This is a genomic window from Acinetobacter bereziniae LMG 1003 = CIP 70.12, from assembly GCF_000368925.1.
Classification (GTDB): Bacteria; Pseudomonadota; Gammaproteobacteria; order Pseudomonadales; family Moraxellaceae; genus Acinetobacter; species Acinetobacter bereziniae.
In genome coordinates, this window is the sequence record NZ_KB849755.1 from 1,423,652 (window position 1) to 1,444,235 (window position 20,584).

Below are 20,584 nucleotides of genomic sequence, written 5' to 3' on the forward strand. Positions count from 1 at the left end.
TCGATAAATACTTTGCGCAATTAAATTAACCTCATGCACACTCAGTTGCATGGAAAGCTAAACTTATGAATAAAGCTCTTTTAATCACTGGTCTGATGTGCCTTTCAACTTATGGACATAGCGCAGATAAACTCCCAACAATAAAAGTCAAAGGAGAACAATCTGAACGCAATGCCCCATTACACCTCACGACACGTATACAATGGGTTAAATTCCCTCAAGTCCAATATCAAACAGCAGAATTAAAAACACAGGATCGTTCTGCCATCATCCGCGTGAGCGCCAACAGTTTAGGACAAGTCACAGATGCTGAAGTGCAAGAAAGCACAGGAATCACGGCTCTTGATCAAAAACTCATTGATGCTGTAGAGGCTGCCAAGGTAAAACCATATAGTAAGAATGGTAAAGCCATACCGATTGTGGGTTATCAAACATTTACTTTAAATATGGATAATGCCCAAGACAATACACAGGCTCATGCACAACTATCTGAATGTACCTTTGCGTTTAATTCAAAACACTGGATAAAGCAAACTCAAGATAAGTCAGTTGCCTTTCATTATACGCAACAGCCTCAGCTCTCGCTTGACTCAGCTTTACTCAAAAACAAAGATCGAACAGTCAAATTTAAGTTTAAAGTTGATCAACAAGGCAATGTAAAGCGTGTCAAATTAACTCAATTATCAGGTGTAAATGCGATTGACCAACAGGTTATCCAAGCTGTTGAGCAAACTCAAATACAAGTAAAACGCTCTTATCGAACCTTATGGACTTTTAAACCACGTTCATTTAATGATGAAATTCAATTTAAAATCAACGATTGCAACGAGTTTAATCATCAACTCAAATAGATTTGTTGTTTGAGTTGATCAATCTATTTATTTCAAAAATTTAAATAATACAATGAACAAATTTTATCTTGCTGCCATATTACTCTCTCTGAGTAGTCTATTTATGGCATATGCTGAACAAACGCACATAAAAACGCCCGCTACTTCCCCAGATGATGAAGCAGTTTGGCATAAATTACCTAAACTAAAGATTCGTGACTACGAATTACATGGACAAAGTCGCTATATCGATCTTCTTATTTCAGCCGATCCTAGCGGACGTGTGACAGACGTAAAAATTATCCAAAGCTCTGGCTTAACTAGTTTAGACGATAAGGTTGTATATGCTGTACATAAGGCATCATTTAAATCCACAAACTCTCCGATACGGGCTAGACAAGACTTTAATTTTGAAGCAGTTAAAAACTCATCTAAACCATCAGCAAGACGTTGTTTCTTTCGTTTTGATAGCGAGGTTTGGCAAGCTCAAACAAAGGGAAAACCAACCAGCTTTCGCTATCTTAAACAACCCTATTTAGCAGTTAATCCAGCACTTTTAAATGGGGAAAAACGGCATATTGATTTCTCTTTTAAATTGTCAAGAAAAGATAAAGTTTCTGATGTTAAATTGATTCACAGCACCCAAATTAACCAAATTGATACTGAGGTCATTTCTGCTTTTATGAATGCTCAAATCACATCAGATAAAAAGTGGTGGCAAATTTTTAAAACGACACATCAAGACTATATCAGTTTCGATCCTAAAGACTGCAACTAAATCCATCCACTAAAAATCAGGTAGATCACACAATATCTACCTCCTTTAGCAATTGTTACAATCAACAAAAAACGCCAAAATTTTTCTTTCATTAATCCTGCGATAAGCGTAATTGGATCACCAATTACAGGGGTCCAACTGAATAGTAAGGACCAAAAACCATATTTTTGATATATTTTTTCCGCTTTGAGCATATTTTTCTCAGAAACAGGAAACCATTTTTTATCTTTGAATTGTTCTATTTTCAGTCCTAAATACCAATTCACACATGAGCCTAATACATTTCCAATGGTTGCAACGATTAGAAGCAAATATACGGAATACTGTGCTTGTACCAGGAGCCCAACCAACACGGCTTCTGACTGTAAAGGTAATAGCGTCGCTGCACCAAATGCAGAAAGAAATAACAGCAAATAAGCCATAACATTAGTTAAAGTTGGGTTTAGGTTTTAAGGTATAAGTCAAGAATGACAATATAAAGGGAATAAGAAAAGCCAACCAAAATGAAAGTTCTGATTTAAAAAATTTCTGCACCAATGTAAGTTGAGCTTTACCCTCTGAAATCGCTTGCCAATCGATTTTGATATGAATAAAACCGTAAAATAAAACAATAAAATAAAGCGAAAGCAAAACGACTAAAATCGTGGTATTCAAAAGACTTTGCTTTAATGTACTTTGAAAAAAGCCAAAGAGCATAGCAAAAACCAAGCCTGAAACACTCACAATGCTCAAAATAATAAACCAAAAGTAATCATATGCAGAGTGATACTGCAAGATGCCACAAAGCATTGCTGTGATTAACATTACACCCAAAGAAATAAGGAAATGCCAAACAAATTTTTGCTTCATACTCCTCCTGATGAATATACGACTAACAGTTTAATCATACTAAATTTAGCATTTTTTTGGTTTTACGATACTGAAAAATTGCCCCTATTAAAGCAACAATAATCAATGCAATACGTGACCATTGATACCGTTGTGCAATCGGATCGATTACAGCTCGGATCAACTGAACATCCTGCCCCTGCATTTGACCCAGTATATTTTGAATATGCACAATTTCAGCAATATATAAAATCAGACAAGCAACGATACCAACAATGACACTCCAATAAATTTTTGGATTGGTCTCTAATATTTTCGTAAAATTTAAAAAGAAATCTTTCATGACCAAACCTTTCAATTGTGCAAAAATTTACATCTAAAAAAAACCACACAAGGTGGTTTCTTATTTTAACATAAAATGAATTTTACACTTTGATCGAGAGTGCTTTCTGTATCGCTGGTCGAGCAGTTAAACGTTCTACATACTCTTTCACATACGGATAATCATTTAAGTCGATTTGTTGCCATTCATAGCGCAAAACCCACGGTAAGATTGCCATATCGGCGATTGAATATTCGCCTGCAACATATTTTTGTCCGATAAGCTGTTTATTTAAAACACCATATAAACGTTTTGTTTCAGTGACATAACGCTCAATTGCATAGGGTATTTTTTCTTTGGCAAATTTTCCAAAATGATGATTTTGCCCCAACATGGGTCCAAAACCACCCATTTGCCACATCAGCCATTGTTCCACTTCAACACGGTCTTGTTCATTGCTTGGATAATACAAACCTGTTTTACGACCAAGATATTGTAGTATTGCACCTGATTCAAAAACTGAAATAGCTTCGCCATTGGGACCATTTTGATCGACAATCGCTGGAATTTTATTATTTGGGGAAATACGCAGAAAATCAGGTTGAAATTGATCATTTTCTAAAATGTTAATTGGAAAAATCTGATAATCCAATCCCATTTCTTCAAGCGCGATGGTAATTTTATGGCCATTGGGGGTTCCCCAATAATAGAGATCAATCATATTTCGTCCTTCTTCATTTTCACGTATTTTCTGAATTTTATTACGTTAATGGTTTTCTTTTATAACATGAATTCTTCGTCATCTGTAGGCAATAGACATAGATTATTTTAATAATCTATTCTTAAATTCAGTTATTCGCTTTTTCTTAACAAGATGATTTCTCATTCTATGACATTTATATTTAAAAATATCTTGATCATTGTGATGCTAAAAATTGCTTGGCTTTTTCTCCGACAAAGCGACGTCCTAAATTATCTCCTGAAATCCATTCATCAGGACTAAATAAATCAAATAATCCAACTTTGATCAAAGTTGGAATGGCAAGTATCAGTTCTTGTTCAACTTCCTCTCTTAAACCTTGGTTATATAAATCAATATTGTGCAACATGGTCGCTACAGTTCCTGTTTGCACTTTAGTCCCATCTTTCAAAGTAACCGCTGGGAGAACTTCACCCTCTTGAATAATTTTCTGGTTAATACTCGATAGTTGGTTTGAATTTTGGATTGATGACATCTTTATTCCTCAACATTTAACATATTTTCTTTTCAATAATAAAAAAAGCACCGCTTTAAGCAGTGCTCTTTTCTACAAATGTAACATTACTTTTTCTTTTTAGGTCCAAGTAACATACCCATTTGACGGCCTTCCATTTTTGGTGCTTGTTCAACTACACCTGATTCAGCGACGTCTGCTTCAATTTTTTGTAATTGCGCAAGACCCAACTGTTGGTGAGCCATTTCACGACCACGGAAACGTAGAGTAATTTTGACTTTGTTGCCTTCTTCAAGAAACTTCAGAATAGCACGCAACTTAACATTGTAATCACCAACGTCTGTACCAGGGCGCAACTTAATTTCTTTCACTTGAACTTGATGCTGTTTCTTTTTCGCATCTTTTTGCTTTTGCTTCAGGTCAAATAAATGTTTGTTGAAATCCATGATTTTACAAACAGGTGGCTCTGCATTCGCCACGATCTCAACAAGATCAAGATCAGCTTCTTCAGCAGCACGCAAAGCTTCAGCAAGTGAAACGATGCCTTTTTGCTCTCCATCTGCAGCAACGAGACGCACTTCTTTAGCTTTGATCTCATCATTTAATGCAGGACGATTGCTTTTAGCACCTTGTTGTTGGTTACGGTCAGGCTGTTTAATCTTTCTTACTCCACAATATACCGGCCGCGTTCGGCTACGGCTGCTTTCACTAGGTCAACAAATGCATCTATCGACATAGTACCTAAATTTTTTCCAGAGCGAGTACGGACATTCACAGTACCTTCCTCGACCTCACGATCTCCGAGTACTAATAAGTACGGAATACGCTCTAATGTACGCTCACGAATCTTAAAGCCGATTTTCTCATTTCTCAAGTCTGAAATTGCTCGAATTCCATTTTCTTTGAGTTTGGCGACGACTTGTTCACAAGCTTCCGCTTGAGAATCGGTAATATTCATGACACATGCTTGGATTGGAGCCAACCATGGTGGCATAAAGCCTGCGTAGTGTTCAATTAGTATACCAATAAAACGCTCAAAACTGCCAAGAATTGCACGATGTAACATCACAGGATGGTCACGATCGTTATCTTCTGTTACATATGAAGCGTCTAAACGTAACGGCAAGTTAAAGTCACACTGAATTGTACCGCACTGCCAAATACGACCTAAGCAATCTTTCAGTGAGAATTCAATCTTAGGACCATAAAAAGCACCTTCGCCAGGTTGTTCTTCCCAAGTTAGGTTCGCAGCATCTAGCGCATCTGCTAGAGATTTTTCTGCGACATCCCAAAGTTCATCGGCGCCAACACGTTTTTCAGGACGAGTAGACAACTTCATTTGAACGTCTTCAAAGCCAAAGTCTTTATAAACGTCTAAAGTGAGTTTAATAAAGTCTGCAACTTCTTTACCAATTTGTTCAGTTGTACAGAAAATATGCGCATCATCTTGAGTAAAACCACGTACACGCATAATGCCGTGTAACGAACCTGATGGTTCATTACGATGACATGAACCGAACTCTGCCAAACGAATTGGAAGATCACGGTAAGACTTTAAGCCTTGGTTGAACACTTGCACATGACATGGGCAGTTCATTGGTTTTACAGCATAGTTACGACTTTCTGAATGTGTCGTAAACATATTTTCTGCATAGTTTGCAGCATGACCAGACTTTTCCCACAGTGTAAAGTCTACAATCTGTGGTGTTTTAATCTCTTGGTAGCCATTATCCTGCTGAACTTTACGCATATATTGTTCAAGCACTTGGTAAATCGTCCAGCCATTGGCATGCCAGAACACCATACCAGGCGCTTCTTCCTGCATATGGAACAAGTCTAAGGCTTTACCAATTTTACGGTGATCACGTTTTTCAGCTTCTTCGATACGCTTAATATAAGCAGCTAATTCTTTTTTATCTGCCCAAGCTGTACCATAAATACGCTGTAATTGTTCATTCTTCGCATCACCACGCCAGTATGCACCAGAGATTTTAGTGAGTTTAAATGATTTTAAGAATTTAGTATTTGGAACGTGTGGACCACGACACATATCTAAATAATCTTGATGATAGTACAAGCCCATTTGAGTTTCTTCAGGCATGTCTGCAATCAAGCGCAATTTATAATCTTCACCACGCGCAGTAAATTCAGCAATGACTTCATCACGAGGCGTCATTTTTTTAATGACATCGTAATCTTGATCGATAAGCTTTTTCATACGCTCTTCGATCGCAGCCATGTCATCTAATGTAAATGGACGAGGCATCCAAATGTCATAGTAGAAACCTTCTTCAATGACAGGACCAATCACCATTTTAGCTTCTGGAAAGAGTTGTTTTACCGCATGACCCACCAAGTGTGCACAAGAGTGACGAATAATCTCGACACCATCTTGATCTTTTGGAGTGATGATTTGTAATGTTGAATCTTCGGTAATTAAATCACTTGCATCGACTAAGCGATCATTTACTTTCCCTGCAACTGTATTTTTAGCCAGTCCAGGTCCAATACTTTGAGCAACTTCCATAACGGAAACAGCATGATCAAAACTTTTCTGATCGCCATTTGGCAATGTGATAATAGGCATATTTAAAAATCCTTAAGGAGTGATGCCCCGTACAATGGAGCATGTCACCGCGAGATTATGATCGAGGAAGATCCTCAAGATAAAATCGGTGGAACAAAATAAAAAGTGTGTCAAATTTTACACCTTTGCTGAATATTTATAAACCTTTGTCTTCAATTAATCTAAATTTTAGTTTTTGATTTTGTCGAAACAGTCATTTATCATCGCCGCGTGACATTTTATTGACTTTAAAAACATAAAACGAATGGATAACTAAATGAATTCGGTAAACTTAACTAAACTTAGTTCAGCAATACTTGTCGGCTTGGCATTAACAGCCTGTGGTGGCGGTTCTAGCAATAACGAACAAACATCAAATATAGCCAATACACAAAGCCAATCTGAAAAAATTGAATGTAGTAATGGACTTCCCAAAAATCTTAAAACGACTGGACAAGGCTTTTTTAGTGATGAAATCTATTCTCTAGAGACACAACCCAATGACAGTGGTGATGAAAATGTTATCGTATTATATTCAAATAAGCTTACCAATGGTGTGATATACCAAAATCTCACGACCTTACTTAAGAATCAACCAAAGCAAATAAATATTGATTTTTTAGAATCATATCTTTTAACGAAATCTAAACTCGATACCAGCTTTAAACAAAACAATTTGACGATTGGCTTTCCACTAGGGTATCTCATCAGCCAAGATGACAACTCAGCAATATTCAATAGTTTTACCGATAAGTGTACGATTCATATAGAAAATCAAATTAAATTAAATTTAAAACACATCGATATTTCGGGAATGACTATTGCTGATCTCTTTAAATATTACGACTATCCAAATGCTGGTAATGTAGAGCGTTATATAAATTCAGACCTAGCCCAGATTATAATCAACAACCATAAAGGTTCTTTAGAAAAATTATTAGCAAATCAGACAAAGTTTCCTTCTGGTTCTAAACTCAGCTATGTTGAGCAATCAATATTTAATACACCTACAATTACATTTAATGACAGTGATCTAACTGATTATAAATCCTTAGAAGAGTTTACTGATAACACTGAACTTCCATCTGGATACATTTGGCATAAAGATCAATTTGCAGGTTATAAAGTTGTCTATCCAATCAATCCAACTACAGGTATCTCCAAGAGCTTTATTGATAACTATACTGGCGTAGAAATGAATGGAAAAATATATCAAGCATATCAAGTTATTTCTGGAGATTTAATAAAGGATCAAATGGCTCCATTAGAAGACAAACTTGATATGTCAGAAACTTACTTCAATAAAACAGCAGTACAAACTTTAGCGGATGCGCTAAATCAAGCACTTTGATTTGATCTATCATTTTTTATTTTTAAAACCGCTATTTCTATGGCGGTTTTTTTTATATATTCACTCTCTAAAGCTTTGCCATTTTTTAAAACTTCGATCTAAATAATAAGTCAGCTGAGCAAACTGAGGAATAATGGCTTCACTTTGAGTCGGTCGTAAAAATACAAAATCATCAACTTCGATTTGAGTTGTTTTTGGTACATTCACCATTTCTTGATTGGTACTGCGCCCATATAACACATGAGGATGAATCCCTTGAGGATAAACATAGTCAGCCATCCAATAGCCCCCATAAACAAATAATGCTTTAGACCGATGTGGAAGCTTATTCAAGATCGTTAAACCCGGTAATTGGGAATATGGCAATACTTTTAGTACAGCTGTTGCAATCCATAGACACGCCTGCAAAACACGCAACCCTTCACTGTCGAAGTCACTTGGTTTAAGCAACATTGAACCAAAAGCAAGATCATTACACACACTCTGTTTTACGTGCAGATAAAAGGTGGGACTTCCCCCACCATTAAAACAAAGATGAGCATGCCAAAGCTGAGGAAATTGCTGTTGAATGATATCTTTGTAGCATTGGTACGTTGCTTGTGACTCCTGATACGCCACCTCAACTTTCTTGATGACAGGGGGTAATTTTGTTACATGGGCATCATAACCCATCAACCCTGAAAATTTTAAATTGTCAGGATGCTGCTCAATCAACCTGAGTAGTTCAATCATTTGCGCTTTTGAGTCTACACCTCCACGATGCAAACCCACATCTATCTCGATATTGATTTGAAGCTGAATTGCTAAAACTTTCGCCACTTCAAGATATTGTAATAAACGTGCCTTGGTATCTACCAACCACTGAATATTGGCGTGTTCCGATTGAGGATGCTGGGTATAAAACTGCTGTACAAGCCTTACAGGCATCGGCTTTCCCAGTAAAACATCAGCTTCTGAAAAATTTTCCAAAATCGGTAGCAATTGAGGTAAATGGAAAACCATAAAACGTTGTGTGGACAACTTAGCACTTACCGTCTTGAGCAATTCCATAGATGCTAAAGATTTGACCACAAGACGAGGCTGTAAATGGGTTGCGTATTTAAACTTGGTTGTTGCATATTGCAAATTTTGCTCCAAAGCTTGACCATCAATGATCAATTGCGGTAGCGCATCTGCAGATTGTTTTAAATCACGATTTAATTGTTCAAAAAAATGATTCATCGCATATCCTTATATTTTACTATTCATTTGCGGTATACCCACTTGATTCAGTCTTATTGATCCATCATTGCGCCAATACCCTGAATTACGCTGTAAAGAATAACTTTTCTAAATACGGATTTAAAAACTTTTGCGTAGGGTCCAACTGAGCCCTTAACTGCATAAAATCATCCCACTTTGGGTATAAGGCTTGGAGCTGTGAAGCCCCCATATTATGCATTTTCCCCCAATGTGGGCGACCTCGATAATGCTGAAAAATCGGTTCAATTTCATCAAATAATTGGTTTGGAGCTTGTTTGTGATATTGATGAACTGAAATTGAAATCGAATCTTGCTGATAAAACGGACTCAACCAAATATCATCGCCTTTGACAAAACGAAACTCTACTGGAAAAAATGTTTGTGCTTTAGCATGTTTTAATGCGGTTAATACTGCTTCTAAACATTCCATACCAGACTCAACTGGAATCTGATATTCCATCTCATTAAACTTTGTTTCGCGTGGAGTTGGAAAAATTTGACTGGACCAATCGACGAATGTGGTGGGTTTGATAAAGACACCTAATAATTTTTGCAATTTTGGATTCAATGCAGGAAAAGATTTCGTCAAACTACAGCATATCGTAAGTAAGGCATCTTCTGATGGCCATGATAATTTTCTCGGTTGAATATCCTCATCTGTGATGTCGAGTGTTTTTAATATCAATTGGTCTGCGTGTGAAAATGCAAAGCACTCAATATGGCGATGTTGCGTTTTCCAAAGATCGATATTTTCAAAAAATTCTTTAACTGAACAAAGTCGCACATGCTCCTTCAACTTATAACGAGGTTTGTTTTGCATGGTGATCTTGGTGAGTATTCCTAAACTTCCTAAAGATACACGCCCTGCTTCAAAAATATTGGGATTGTCTTGGCGACTACACGTCAGTATATCTCCTGAAGCTGTTAAGAGTTCGAAGGCTTCCACATAAGCAGAAATACAGTGCAAATTCAGACCAGTTCCATGTGTTCCAGTCGATACTGCCCCAGCCAAGCTTTGTTGATCAATATCCCCTTGTTGCATTAAAGACTGTTGTATTGGTTCTAAATATTGATCCAAATTAAACAACCGTGTTCCTGACCAAATATTGGCTTGTGTTAATGCTGTATTTACGTTCTCTACACCAGAAAAATGATCTAAGGATAATAGTGTCGCATCGGTACAAACCAACGGGGTAAATGAATGACCAGCACCTACCACACGAATTTTATGATGGTTTTGAACAATATTTTTTAATTCATCTATACTACTGGGTTTTAAAATATGTTCTGGTTGAGAATGTTGAAACCCAGACCAATTGTTCCATTTTTGCTGATTCATAATGCTGATCCTTTAGCGCACTGCGGTTTTTACACTGCCATGATTTGTTCTCAGGTCTATTTCGTGTTGTGAAATTTTTGTAGGACGAGTGACTTGATCAAACTTGCGTTGCGACTCATCAATCATTAATTGGCTTGCAAGATATTGAAACTTGTATTGAATTGCAGCATGTGTCCACTGCCCATATAAGGTGTGCGCGCCTTCATAGGCTTGCTCTTGATACTCTTCTTGTGTGGTAATGTATCCCATATAATCATTGCAGTAAGACACTAGAGCCGTGGTTGAAATCATCTGATGAGTTGTCATTTGCTTTGCCACTGTTTGAATCAAACGCTGCCCTGCTGTCGTGGTAATCTCTCCTGGACAGCACACCAATGCCAATGCACCAATGTGAATAATCTGTAAAGGAATAACACTCGGAACAAGTGGACTGGTCTGAATCGCACCTGCTTTCACTTGTCGATTCATTTCTGCAATAAGAGGATCAACAAAACTCGGGGTGAAATCCAGCGGCTTACCCAATAATTGATTGTCAGGGCTTTCAAGCACAATATCTTTGGGAAATTGAGCGTCATACAATGCTTTATATTTTGCATAATCTGGTGCATTTGGATCTGCTAAACGTTTCTTACGTACTTGCCTTGACAGCAGTGTTAAAATTTTAATGATAGGCTTTGACGCACCTTGACCATCAACGGGTGTTCCGCCCATAAATCCAACACCATGACAAGCAGCACTGGTTCTCATCTTCTCAGACTTTTGACTGAACTCGCTTGGGATTTCAACCTGACTTAAATCAACATAACTCAAAATGGCATCTATACCGCCTTTTAGACACATGCTTCCAATCGCACTTTTATTTTGATTCTCAGAATTTTGAAGATCTATTTTAGTTAAAGCCTTGATGGCTAACTCACTTTGATAGCGCCCATTTTGTTGGGCATATTGATATTCTTTTTCACCTTTGATTCGACTGCGAATTATATTTTGTTTCGGACCATGAAAATGTGGAGATACATCTCCAGCTGTGGCTTGTGCAAATATTGCAACAGGATTTTGCACACCTTGTTGCAATAAATACTCTTCACTCTGTATCGCAGCATATCCCTTGTTATCACCATCATGTGCATTGAGTTGATTACCCAAACATGTAGCATGTACGCCAAATAATGAGATAAATGCAACAAGTTGCTGATCACGATAAAATCCAATTAATTGCATTTCACGATTTAAGGCAAGGTGAGTTTCAGCCTCAGTTCGATGTATCACGTCTGGATTGCGATTATAGGCATCTAATGATCGATTCCATGCGACTGGTGTATCTTGAGGAAATTGACAGGTTTGATAAAAAATTTCTGTTTCTTGTTCCGATTGAATCGCTTGAAGAATACTGGTCAAAGCAGCATTGACCACAGCATTTAAATGCTCAGGAACAAAACCCGGCGTCGGCATATTATATAATGCTTCATAGGCACAGCCACCTGGTCCAGAATGGGTATGCGTCGCCATCAATACCAATCGTTGCGGATTAAATTGTTCGTTCAACTTTTCAGTTAAAGCTTTAACTACACCTTCACGCATTGCATAGGTAATACAACCTAAATCCAAACAGCAAAATAATAAGGGTTGTTCTGAGTCTGAACGGCGAATACTGAAACTTCGTGCAAATAAGGCTGTACGTTTTACATAAGCGCGATGTGACCACATGCCATAACCAAACATGGCATAACCTTGTGGTTGGATTTCAATCTCTTGCTTTGCCCAGCCTACCCTAAACATATATGGTATTCCTTTATCTTTTTATGTGATACATCAGCAGAACTAGATTGAATATTAATCAAAAATATGCGATACCAACTAGGGTAAAAGCAACAACAATATGGGGGGCTAAACGGACTTTATGGGCTCACAACAAAAGGAATCTGCCAATTCGCAATTTTATATTCCGCCTATGATCCTTACCAGTTTGATTCATTATGGGGAACAACAACATTGGCAATATGCAGATTGGTTTAAATTACACAATCTTGATTTGGAACAGATTCGCCAAGGGCAAGGTTTCGTTGCATTTTCGGAACTTTGTGGCGTTATTCAAGATGCACTCAACTGTACTCAACAAAAGCATTTAGGTTTATTGCTGGGTAGCCATGAGGGTCAAATTTCTATTGGTATTTTGGGTTTTGCAATGCAAGCGTGTAAAACTGTTGCAGAAGCACTGGAAACAGCTTTGCAGTACCACCCTATTTCAGGCAGTGTTTTGGATTTGAGTGTTCATTTGAGTCAAGATTATTGTGAAATCGAGCTGATAGAACGCAGTGATTGTGGTCCACTCAAAGCATTTTTTTGCGATGAAGTTTTTGCCAGCATCATGACCTGTTTAAACATGATGTTAGATCGAGATTATGAACTGATTAGCTTAGAACTGAGTTATGATCATTCTGCTTATTCACAAGATTATCAACGTATTTTTCAATGCCCTATACTTTTTAAAAGCAACAGGAATTTAATTCGATTTCCAAATACACTATTAGCCAAAACACTTAAAAATCATAGTCCAGTCAACTATCAAATTGCGATTCAAATGTGTCAGCAAGCATTAAAGCAATTTAATCAAATCAACCAACACAGCATAGTTCAGGTATTACAACATTTAATTGAGAGCCATTTGCCAGGGCGTTTTGATATGCACCAAGCTGCACAGCATTTCCATTTAAGCGAACGCCACCTAAGACGATTACTACTCAATGATGGTCTGAGTTTTCAGCACTTAAAGCAACAAGTCTTAGAAAAAAAAGCCAAACAATGGCTTGAAGACAATCAATCAATCAGCCAAATCAGTTTTAATTTAGGCTTTAGTGAGCTTCGAGAGTTTCGTCGCGCATTCAAGAAATGGACAGGATTTTCTCCAAGTGAGTATAAAAAAACTAAACTCTTAAGTTCAGTTTCTTAGTATTTAAATAGGTAAATATATATACAGTATAGACATGTTCCAACAGCCAAAAACTTCTTAAAATATTTATTTAATTCATATTTTTGAAAGTAAACTTTCAACGCTCAACAGGACAACACTATGTAAACATATTTACATTTTACAAATACTCGACTAAAGCATAAATGAATTTTAATCATCTTATGCCTATCTTTTAAGCATGGACATTAGAACAAATAGAGACGGAGCTCAACATGGTCAGTGCATATGACGAATTACCACGCACACCTGCAAATTTTGTAGCATTATCACCTTTACGTTACTTAGAACGCGCTGCTTATATTTATCCTGATCAGGATGCAATTGTTCATGGTCATCGTCATATTTCATGGCGAGAAACTTATCAACGTTGTCGCCAATTTGCGCATCAATTACGAAATCTAGGCATCGAGAAAAATGATACGGTTTCTGTTCTCTTACCGAATATTCCAGCCATGATTGAAGCGCATTTTGCAGTCCCTATGGCTGGCGCAGTATTAAATACCTTGAATACCCGTTTAGATGCCAAAACCATCGCATTTATGCTTGAACATGCTGAAACTAAAGTGCTTTTGGTTGACCCTGAATTTGCGACATTGGCGCAAGAAGCTGTAGGCATGCTGTCTCAGAATATCTATATCATTGATGTTGCTGACGTTGAATATGACAAAAATGACTCTACTTCTCGCATTGGTCAAATCGAATATGAACAGTGGCTTCAAGGGGGTGATACTGATTTTGAATGGCACTTACCTCAAGACGAGTGGGATGCTATTAGCCTAAACTATACTTCTGGAACTACTGGTAACCCGAAAGGTGTGGTCTATCACCATCGTGGGGCTTATATCAATGCTGCGAGTAATATTATTGCCTGTGGAATGACCCCTCGTTGTAAATATCTTTGGACACTTCCCTTGTTTCACTGTAACGGTTGGTGCTTTGCTTGGACGATCGCAGCAAATGGTGGCACCAATATCTGCTTACGGAAAATTGATCCTGAACTGGTCTACCAACTGATTGATCAATACAAAGTTGATTATTTCTGTGGCGCACCGATTGTTTTGTCAATGTTGATTAACACACCAGAAGATAAGCAAATTAAATTTAAACATCATGTTGAAGTCATGGTGGCTGGTGCTGCACCTCCAGCAGCGATTATTGAGGGTATGCATCATATTGGCGTTCAAGTGAATCATGTTTATGGACTTACAGAAACCTACGGTCCTTCTGCATTATGTGCATCACAAGCCGGATGGAGTGATTTGTCAATTCAAGAGCAAGCTCAATTACATTCACGTCAAGGCGTACCTTATCCTTTGCAAGATGGTATGCGTGTTCTCGATGCAGAAACCATGCAGCCAGTTCCAAATGATGGCAAGACCATGGGGGAAATTATGTTCCGTGGCAACATTGTCATGAAAGGTTATTTAAAAAATACTCAAGCCACTGAAGAAGCATTCAAGGGAGGCTGGTTTCATACGGGCGATTTAGCTGTCTGCCAACCAGATGGTTATGCAAAAATCATGGATCGCTCCAAAGACATCATTATTTCTGGTGGGGAAAATATTTCCTCTTTAGAGGTCGAAGAAATCCTCTATACCCACCCTGCTATTATGACAGCAGCGGTCGTTGCTCAACCTGATCCACGTTGGCAAGAAGTGCCTTGCGCCTTTATTGAGCTTAAGCAAGACGCAGAAACAACTCCTGAAGAAGTGATTGAGTTTTGCAAACAACATCTGGCACGTTTTAAAGTACCAAAGAGCGTGGTGATTTGTGAGATTCCAAAAACTTCAACAGGAAAATTACAAAAATTTATCTTACGTGACTGGGCAAAAGAACGCGCTGTAGGTGAGTTTCAGTAAGGATTTAAATGTCGTGATTCTCTCTTCATAGAAATCATCTTTGGCTCGTCTAAGCAAAGTGAATGATCTAAAAGAGAGGACACGATAAGCCCTGATGATAGACTAAGTGACTCCGATAGGTATGATTTTTTAGTCCCTTGTTTTATACGATAAAATACTAAGCCATGAATAAATTACGTATAGAAATAGAACCCGACTTCGAAACGGCACAACAACTTTATCCGACTGTGCTCGAATTAATTGCAAATTACACCCGCTTTTGTGATGAATTCGGTGATGAAGACTCCGTGGAATATCAAAAACTCAGTGAAAAACTTACACAAATCACCCTTAAAGATATCAACCAATATGATCTCTGGGAGTGGTGGGAAGCCGAAGGAATTGAAAACTTAAGCTTTGATATTTGCCTACCCGAGCCTAAAATCATTAAGGATATTTCAAAACAAGAACTAACTGAAATTGTACAACGTATTAAAAAATCAGATTTTACGACTCAACATAAAAATAATTTTATTCATTCTTTTTATATTCGCACCGTCTTTCCGGGTGGTTATTTCTATAATTTTTTAAAACTCAATTTTAAATATTTTCATCATCGCCTATTTCAGCGTAATAAAGATCAGAATGGTAAATACTTTGAATATTCAACTGAAGAAATTGTAGAACAACTCTGGGCTAAAAAATCTAAATAATGCTCAACTATTTTAAAACTTCTATGAGTAACTGATGTTACGCACTTGATTTAAATTAAGTAGGTGAAAAAGAAAAAGCTAAATTTACACGACGGAGTCTTACATCCAAGGTTTAAATTTATGGAATAGCCTTCGGCTCGAGGTACTTTTGTTTTGGCATGAGGAGCAAAGCTCCGCAAGGGCAACCATCTTGCGCAGCGACATCGCTGCTCACCGCAGAACTCGTTCACTATCGTCAAAATATTAAAAGTTTCGCAGAAACTTTACTTATTAGAAGGAGTTCTGCCTCAAGCAATTGCGGATGACGTTTCCGCGTAGCCACATTCTTCTCGCTCCAAAATTTAATTTTAGAGTTACTGCGTAACATCAGTGAGTAAATGTAATGGCTTGTTCTCATCACAAAATCAGCATAAAACACCGTTTTTTATAAAACTCTTCATTACTTGAATAGTTTAGCTATTTTGTAGCCAACCTTGATCTAATAGCACCTACTTTTACAGTCATTTTATTGGACACAACTTTTTACGATTTTGACTATTTGTATCCTTATTTTTCAACGAAAACTGTTTACACTCAATGCACTTACAAGTTTCAAGCTATTTTTCTTTGACTTTACAGTCACAGAGAAATAACCATGAAATACTTGTACGTCACTATAAGATGTTGCACGATGTAGCAGAACAAATATGTGTCATAGAAGACACACATCGTATTTATGAAGATTATAAATCTGGTTTAACCAGTATTGAGGAAACCGATATGCCACAATACAAAGCACCCTTACGTGATATGCACTTCGTTTTGCATGAATTATTAAATGCAGAAGAACATTACGCTAAACTCCCTGCGTTCCAAGAAACCGTAAGCCGTGAATTGATTGATCAGTATTTAGAAGCTGGCGCGGATTTCTGTGAAAACGAACTTTCTCCTTTAAACCAGATCGGTGATCGTGAAGGCTGTAAATGGGATGATGGTGTTGTGACTACACCAACAGGCTTCAAAGCAGCTTATGACAAATATGTAGAACTCGGTTTCCCTTCTCTTTCGGTTCCTGAAGAACATGGTGGTCAAGGCTTACCAGGCTCATTAGCAACAGCTATTTCAGAAATGGTAGGTTCAGCAAACTGGGCGTGGGGCATGTATCCTGGTCTTTCTCATGGTGCGGTTCGTACTATCGAACACCATGGTTCTGCTGAACAAAAAGCAACGTATTTGCCTAAACTGGTTTCAGGTGAATGGACAGGTACAATGTGTCTAACAGAATCTCATGCAGGTTCAGACCTTGGTATCATCCGCTCTAAAGCTGAACCACAAGCAGATGGTAGTTATGCAATTTCTGGCGAGAAAATCTTCATTTCAGCTGGTGAGCATGATATGGCTGAGAACATTGTTCACATTGTTCTTGCTCGTTTACCAGGCGCTCCTAAAGGCACCAAAGGAATTTCATTATTCATCGTACCAAAATTCAATGTCAATGCGGATGGCTCTATTGCAGACCGTAATGGCGTTCGTTGTGGTTCAATTGAACACAAAATGGGTATCCATGGTAATGCCACATGTGTGATCAACTTTGATAATGCGAAAGGCTTCTTGATTGGACCAGAAAATAAAGGTCTACACTGCATGTTCACCTTTATGAACACTGCACGTATCGGTACAGCGGTTCAAGGTTTAACAGCATCTGAATCATCTTTCCAAGGCGCACTTGCCTATGCCAAAGACCGTTTAGCAATGCGTTCACTTTCTGGTCCAAAATCACCAGAGAAAGAAGCAGATCCAATCATCGTTCACCCTGCTGTACGCAACATGCTCATGACGCAAAAAGCATTTGCTGAAGGCGGTCGTGCACTTGTTTACTTCTTGTCTCAATATGCAGATATCGTTGAACAAGGCGTTACTGAAGAAGATCGTAAATTCGCTGACAACATCTTGTCTTTATTGACACCAATCGCAAAAGCATTCTTAACTGAAACAGGTTCAGAATCAGCGAAACATGGTGTGCAAGTCTTTGGTGGTCACGGCTTTATTTCTGAACACGGTATGGAGCAAATTGTACGTGATACACGTATCTCTTGCTTATACGAAGGGACGACTGAAATCCAAGCACTTGATTTGCTAGGTCGTAAAGTATTGGGAACTCAAGGTGCAATGTTGAAAGACTTCACCAAGATTATCCATAAGTTTGCAGAAGCAAACAAAGACAATGCTGATCTAAAAGAATTTGTTGAACCATTGGCTGCTCTGAATAAAGAGTGGGGTGATTTAACCATGCAGATCGGTATGAAAGCTATGCAAAACCCTGATGAAGTGGGTGCTGCCGCAGTAGATTACTTATACTTCTCTGGCTATGTAACACTTGCATTCTTATGGGCGCGCATGGCGCTTGTTGCTCAACAGAAATTAGCTGAAGGTTCTACCGAAACTGGTTTCTACAATGCAAAAATCAAGACTGCTCGTTTCTACTTCAAAAAGATTCTTCCACGTGTTCGCTCACATGTAGATGTGATTGCAGGTGGCTTAGATCCTTTGATGTCCCTAGATGCTGAAGATTTTGCATTCTAAGTAGAATGTCGAATTAGACATTTAAAAAACTGTACTCAAGAGTGCAGAAATAGAGAAAGGACGGTCATAGCTTTGACAGTCCTTTTTCTTTATAAATAGACCGTAATTTTACTTAGATCATCTAACAACATTCATCATTGTTGATTAGACTGATCTGAGTCTACAGATTCAAACAATAAACAGGTGAACGAACATGCCAATTTATAATGCGCCACTTGCAGATATGAAATTCATTTTAAATGATGTTTTCAATGCAGAACAATTCTGGCAAGCCAATGAAAAGCTTGCACATGTTGATGCAGCAACGGCTGAAGCGATTTTAGAAGAAATGGCTAAATTTGCTCAAAATGTTACGCTTCCACTCAACCGTACTGGTGACGAAGAAGGCGCACATTATGAAAATGGCAAAGTAACCACACCTGCTGGCTTTAAAGAAGCTTTCCAACAATACGCTGAAGGTGGTTGGATCGGTTTAGGTGCAGATGAAGAATGGGGCGGTCAGGCAATGCCGAAAATGCTGACTGTCCTTGCAGACGAAATGCTATTTGCAACCAACCCTTCTTTCATGCTCTACCCGCTTCTCTCTGTGGGTGCTGGTATGGCGTTAAACAGCTACGCCTCTCAAGAGCAAAAAGAAACTTATTTACCTAAAATCTATTCAGGTGAATGGTCTGGAACCATGTGTCTAACTGAACCACATGCAGGTACGGATTTAGGGATCATCAAAACTAAAGCCGAACCAAATGAAGATGGCTCGTACAACATTACGGGTACGAAAATCTTTATTACTGGTGGTGACCACGATTTAGCTGAAAATATCATTCACCTAGTTTTAGCAAAAACACCGAATGCTCCAGCAGGTTCACGTGGCATTTCGCTGTTTATCGTACCTAAATTTATTGTCAATGCTGACGGTTCATTGGGTGATCGTAATACTGCTGGTCCTGGTTCAATTGAGCACAAAATGGGGATCAAAGCCTCTGCGACATGTGTCATGAACTTTGATGCTGCTAAAGGTTACTTGGTCGGTAAAGAAAACGAAGGTCTAGCTGCAATGTTCGTGATGATGAATTACGAACGCCTGTCGATGGGTATTCAAGGTCTTGGTGCTTCTGAATACGCTTATCAAAATGCAGCTCAATATGCGACTGATCGTCTGCAAGGTCGTAGCGCAAATGGCGTTCAATCTCCAAACAAACCAGCAGACAGCATCCTTGTTCATGGTGATGTGCGTCGCATGTTATTGAATGCACGTGCCAATAATGAAGCATCTCGTGCCTTTGCTGTATATGTTGGGCAACAACTCGACATTACTAAGTTTTCTACTGATGCCGAAGCGATAGCAAAAGCCAATAATCGAGTTGCACTATTAACCCCAATTGCGAAAGCCTATTTAACTGATACTGCTTTTGATGCAGTAATTGATGCGCAAATGGTTTTCGGTGGTCACGGATTCATTCGTGAATGGGGCATGGAACAATGCGTACGTGATTTACGTATTGCCCAAATCTATGAAGGTACAAACGGCGTACAATCACAAGATTTGATCGGTCGTAAAACCATTAAATGCAATGGCGAATTTATTGCCGAATATATTGCTGAAATCCGTGATTTCGCTAATGATTTAGACACAGATCTTAACTTCATCAAAGATGCAACCTTAGACGTTGCGACTGAAGTGGACATGATCACTCAGCACATTTTAGAACGTGCCAAAGAAAATGCAGATTTCGCTAATGCTGCTGCTGTGGACTATCTACACGCTGTAGGCTTGTTAAGCTTTAGCTATATGTTTGCACGCATTGCCAATGCTGCAAAAAATAAAGACGGTCAGTTCTACCAAGATAAATTGGCATTAACGCATTACTTCATTCAACGTGTTTTGCCTGATTTACATGCACGTATTGCAAAAATCAAAGCAGGTGCAGAAGTATTAATGAACTTCAGTGAAGACTATTTTACGACGCAAGCTTAAGTTCAAAATGAATTGAAGCCAGTAATCAAAACGCCCGATTCATCGGGCGTTTTTC

The 20,584-nt window shown here is 38.3% G+C and carries 18 protein-coding genes; 8 read left to right on the plus strand and 10 right to left on the minus strand.

Annotation, left to right across the window (positions count from 1 at the left end; all coding sequences use genetic code 11):
• Positions 1-65: 65 nt before the first annotated feature.
• Complete coding sequence (locus tag F938_RS08525; protein WP_004827859.1) at positions 66-851, plus strand: TonB family protein; 786 nt, start codon at positions 66-68, stop codon at positions 849-851.
• A gap of 52 nt (positions 852-903) precedes the next feature.
• On the plus strand, positions 904-1,608 hold the full coding sequence (locus tag F938_RS08530; RefSeq protein WP_004827857.1) for an energy transducer TonB family protein: 705 nt from the start codon (positions 904-906) through the stop codon (positions 1,606-1,608).
• Here F938_RS08530 and F938_RS08535 read toward each other — a convergent pair.
• The 7 genes from F938_RS08535 to thrS form a co-directional block, all read right to left on the minus strand.
• Positions 1,605-2,030, minus strand: coding sequence for a YqaA family protein (locus tag F938_RS08535; protein ID WP_005030910.1), 426 nt, complete (start codon positions 2,028-2,030; stop codon positions 1,605-1,607). The two genes, F938_RS08530 and F938_RS08535, sit on opposite strands and share 4 nt — an antisense overlap.
• A gap of 4 nt (positions 2,031-2,034) precedes the next feature.
• Entirely contained in the window at positions 2,035-2,457 is a 423-nt protein-coding gene (locus tag F938_RS08540; protein WP_005030911.1) for a hypothetical protein, read from the minus strand.
• Positions 2,458-2,491: 34 nt separating this feature from the next.
• Entirely contained in the window at positions 2,492-2,779 is a 288-nt protein-coding gene (locus F938_RS08545; RefSeq protein ID WP_005030913.1) for a hypothetical protein, read from the minus strand.
• Positions 2,780-2,861: 82 nt separating this feature from the next.
• On the minus strand, positions 2,862-3,479 hold the full coding sequence (locus tag F938_RS08550; protein ID WP_004827849.1) for a glutathione S-transferase N-terminal domain-containing protein: 618 nt from the start codon (positions 3,477-3,479) through the stop codon (positions 2,862-2,864).
• Positions 3,480-3,675: 196 nt separating this feature from the next.
• Complete coding sequence (locus F938_RS08555; RefSeq protein ID WP_005030914.1) at positions 3,676-3,993, minus strand: DUF7709 family protein; 318 nt, start codon at positions 3,991-3,993, stop codon at positions 3,676-3,678.
• A gap of 86 nt (positions 3,994-4,079) precedes the next feature.
• The gene (gene infC, locus F938_RS08560; RefSeq protein ID WP_080633117.1) at positions 4,080-4,631 is read right to left on the minus strand and encodes a translation initiation factor IF-3; all 552 of its coding nucleotides are present in this window, start codon (positions 4,629-4,631) and stop codon (positions 4,080-4,082) included.
• Between the two features lie 5 nt (positions 4,632-4,636).
• The gene (gene thrS, locus F938_RS08565) at positions 4,637-6,559 is read right to left on the minus strand and encodes a threonine--tRNA ligase (RefSeq protein WP_004827843.1); all 1,923 of its coding nucleotides are present in this window, start codon (positions 6,557-6,559) and stop codon (positions 4,637-4,639) included.
• Between the two features lie 256 nt (positions 6,560-6,815).
• On the opposite strand from thrS, the gene F938_RS08570 reads away from it, so the two are divergent.
• On the plus strand, positions 6,816-7,889 hold the full coding sequence (locus tag F938_RS08570; RefSeq protein WP_005030916.1) for a hypothetical protein: 1,074 nt from the start codon (positions 6,816-6,818) through the stop codon (positions 7,887-7,889).
• 60 nt (positions 7,890-7,949) lie between these two features.
• On the opposite strand, the gene F938_RS08575 is transcribed toward F938_RS08570, so the two are convergent.
• The 3 genes from F938_RS08575 to F938_RS08585 form a co-directional block, all read right to left on the minus strand.
• Entirely contained in the window at positions 7,950-9,110 is a 1,161-nt protein-coding gene (locus F938_RS08575; RefSeq protein WP_005030918.1) for an alanine racemase, read from the minus strand.
• An 85-nt stretch (positions 9,111-9,195) separates the two neighbouring features.
• Positions 9,196-10,470, minus strand: a complete 1,275-nt coding sequence (locus F938_RS08580) for a D-arabinono-1,4-lactone oxidase (protein WP_004827835.1) — start codon at positions 10,468-10,470, stop codon at positions 9,196-9,198.
• Positions 10,471-10,482: 12 nt separating this feature from the next.
• Positions 10,483-12,249: a neutral/alkaline non-lysosomal ceramidase N-terminal domain-containing protein gene (locus F938_RS08585; RefSeq protein WP_005030919.1), complete on the minus strand. Its 1,767-nt coding sequence runs from the start codon at positions 12,247-12,249 to the stop codon at positions 10,483-10,485.
• A 121-nt stretch (positions 12,250-12,370) separates the two neighbouring features.
• Here F938_RS08585 and F938_RS08590 point away from each other — a divergent pair, with 121 nt between their 5' ends.
• The 5 genes from F938_RS08590 to F938_RS08610 all read left to right on the plus strand — a co-directional run bounded on the left by F938_RS08590 (position 12,371) and on the right by F938_RS08610 (position 20,529).
• The gene (locus F938_RS08590; RefSeq protein WP_005030921.1) at positions 12,371-13,420 is read left to right on the plus strand and encodes an AraC family transcriptional regulator; all 1,050 of its coding nucleotides are present in this window, start codon (positions 12,371-12,373) and stop codon (positions 13,418-13,420) included.
• A 233-nt stretch (positions 13,421-13,653) separates the two neighbouring features.
• On the plus strand, positions 13,654-15,300 hold the full coding sequence (locus F938_RS08595) for an acyl-CoA synthetase (RefSeq protein WP_005030922.1): 1,647 nt from the start codon (positions 13,654-13,656) through the stop codon (positions 15,298-15,300).
• 164 nt (positions 15,301-15,464) lie between these two features.
• A complete protein-coding gene (locus F938_RS08600) occupies positions 15,465-15,992 on the plus strand; it encodes a hypothetical protein (RefSeq protein ID WP_005030923.1) in 528 nt (175 codons plus the stop codon).
• Positions 15,993-16,751: 759 nt separating this feature from the next.
• Entirely contained in the window at positions 16,752-18,554 is a 1,803-nt protein-coding gene (locus F938_RS08605) for an acyl-CoA dehydrogenase C-terminal domain-containing protein (RefSeq protein WP_010590750.1), read from the plus strand.
• 193 nt (positions 18,555-18,747) lie between these two features.
• Positions 18,748-20,529: an acyl-CoA dehydrogenase C-terminal domain-containing protein gene (locus F938_RS08610; protein WP_005030924.1), complete on the plus strand. Its 1,782-nt coding sequence runs from the start codon at positions 18,748-18,750 to the stop codon at positions 20,527-20,529.
• Positions 20,530-20,584: the final 55 nt, after the last annotated feature.

What these genes read in the sequence shown, in the direction of transcription:
- F938_RS08525 (WP_004827859.1), top strand. Translation starts at nt 66, where the DNA reads ATGAATAAAGCTCTTTTAATCACTGGTCTGATGTGCCTTTCAACTTAT.
- F938_RS08530 (WP_004827857.1), top strand. Translation starts at nt 904, where the DNA reads ATGAACAAATTTTATCTTGCTGCCATATTACTCTCTCTGAGTAGTCTA.
- F938_RS08535 (WP_005030910.1), bottom strand. Translation starts at nt 2,030, where the DNA reads ATGGCTTATTTGCTGTTATTTCTTTCTGCATTTGGTGCAGCGACGCTA.
- F938_RS08540 (WP_005030911.1), bottom strand. Translation starts at nt 2,457, where the DNA reads ATGAAGCAAAAATTTGTTTGGCATTTCCTTATTTCTTTGGGTGTAATG.
- F938_RS08545 (WP_005030913.1), bottom strand. Translation starts at nt 2,779, where the DNA reads ATGAAAGATTTCTTTTTAAATTTTACGAAAATATTAGAGACCAATCCA.
- F938_RS08550 (WP_004827849.1), bottom strand. Translation starts at nt 3,479, where the DNA reads ATGATTGATCTCTATTATTGGGGAACCCCCAATGGCCATAAAATTACC.
- F938_RS08555 (WP_005030914.1), bottom strand. Translation starts at nt 3,993, where the DNA reads ATGTCATCAATCCAAAATTCAAACCAACTATCGAGTATTAACCAGAAA.
- thrS (WP_004827843.1), bottom strand. Translation starts at nt 6,559, where the DNA reads ATGCCTATTATCACATTGCCAAATGGCGATCAGAAAAGTTTTGATCAT.
- F938_RS08570 (WP_005030916.1), top strand. Translation starts at nt 6,816, where the DNA reads ATGAATTCGGTAAACTTAACTAAACTTAGTTCAGCAATACTTGTCGGC.
- F938_RS08575 (WP_005030918.1), bottom strand. Translation starts at nt 9,110, where the DNA reads ATGAATCATTTTTTTGAACAATTAAATCGTGATTTAAAACAATCTGCA.
- F938_RS08580 (WP_004827835.1), bottom strand. Translation starts at nt 10,470, where the DNA reads ATGAATCAGCAAAAATGGAACAATTGGTCTGGGTTTCAACATTCTCAA.
- F938_RS08585 (WP_005030919.1), bottom strand. Translation starts at nt 12,249, where the DNA reads ATGTTTAGGGTAGGCTGGGCAAAGCAAGAGATTGAAATCCAACCACAA.
- F938_RS08590 (WP_005030921.1), top strand. Translation starts at nt 12,371, where the DNA reads ATGGGCTCACAACAAAAGGAATCTGCCAATTCGCAATTTTATATTCCG.
- F938_RS08595 (WP_005030922.1), top strand. Translation starts at nt 13,654, where the DNA reads ATGGTCAGTGCATATGACGAATTACCACGCACACCTGCAAATTTTGTA.
- F938_RS08600 (WP_005030923.1), top strand. Translation starts at nt 15,465, where the DNA reads ATGAATAAATTACGTATAGAAATAGAACCCGACTTCGAAACGGCACAA.
- F938_RS08605 (WP_010590750.1), top strand. Translation starts at nt 16,752, where the DNA reads ATGCCACAATACAAAGCACCCTTACGTGATATGCACTTCGTTTTGCAT.
- F938_RS08610 (WP_005030924.1), top strand. Translation starts at nt 18,748, where the DNA reads ATGCCAATTTATAATGCGCCACTTGCAGATATGAAATTCATTTTAAAT.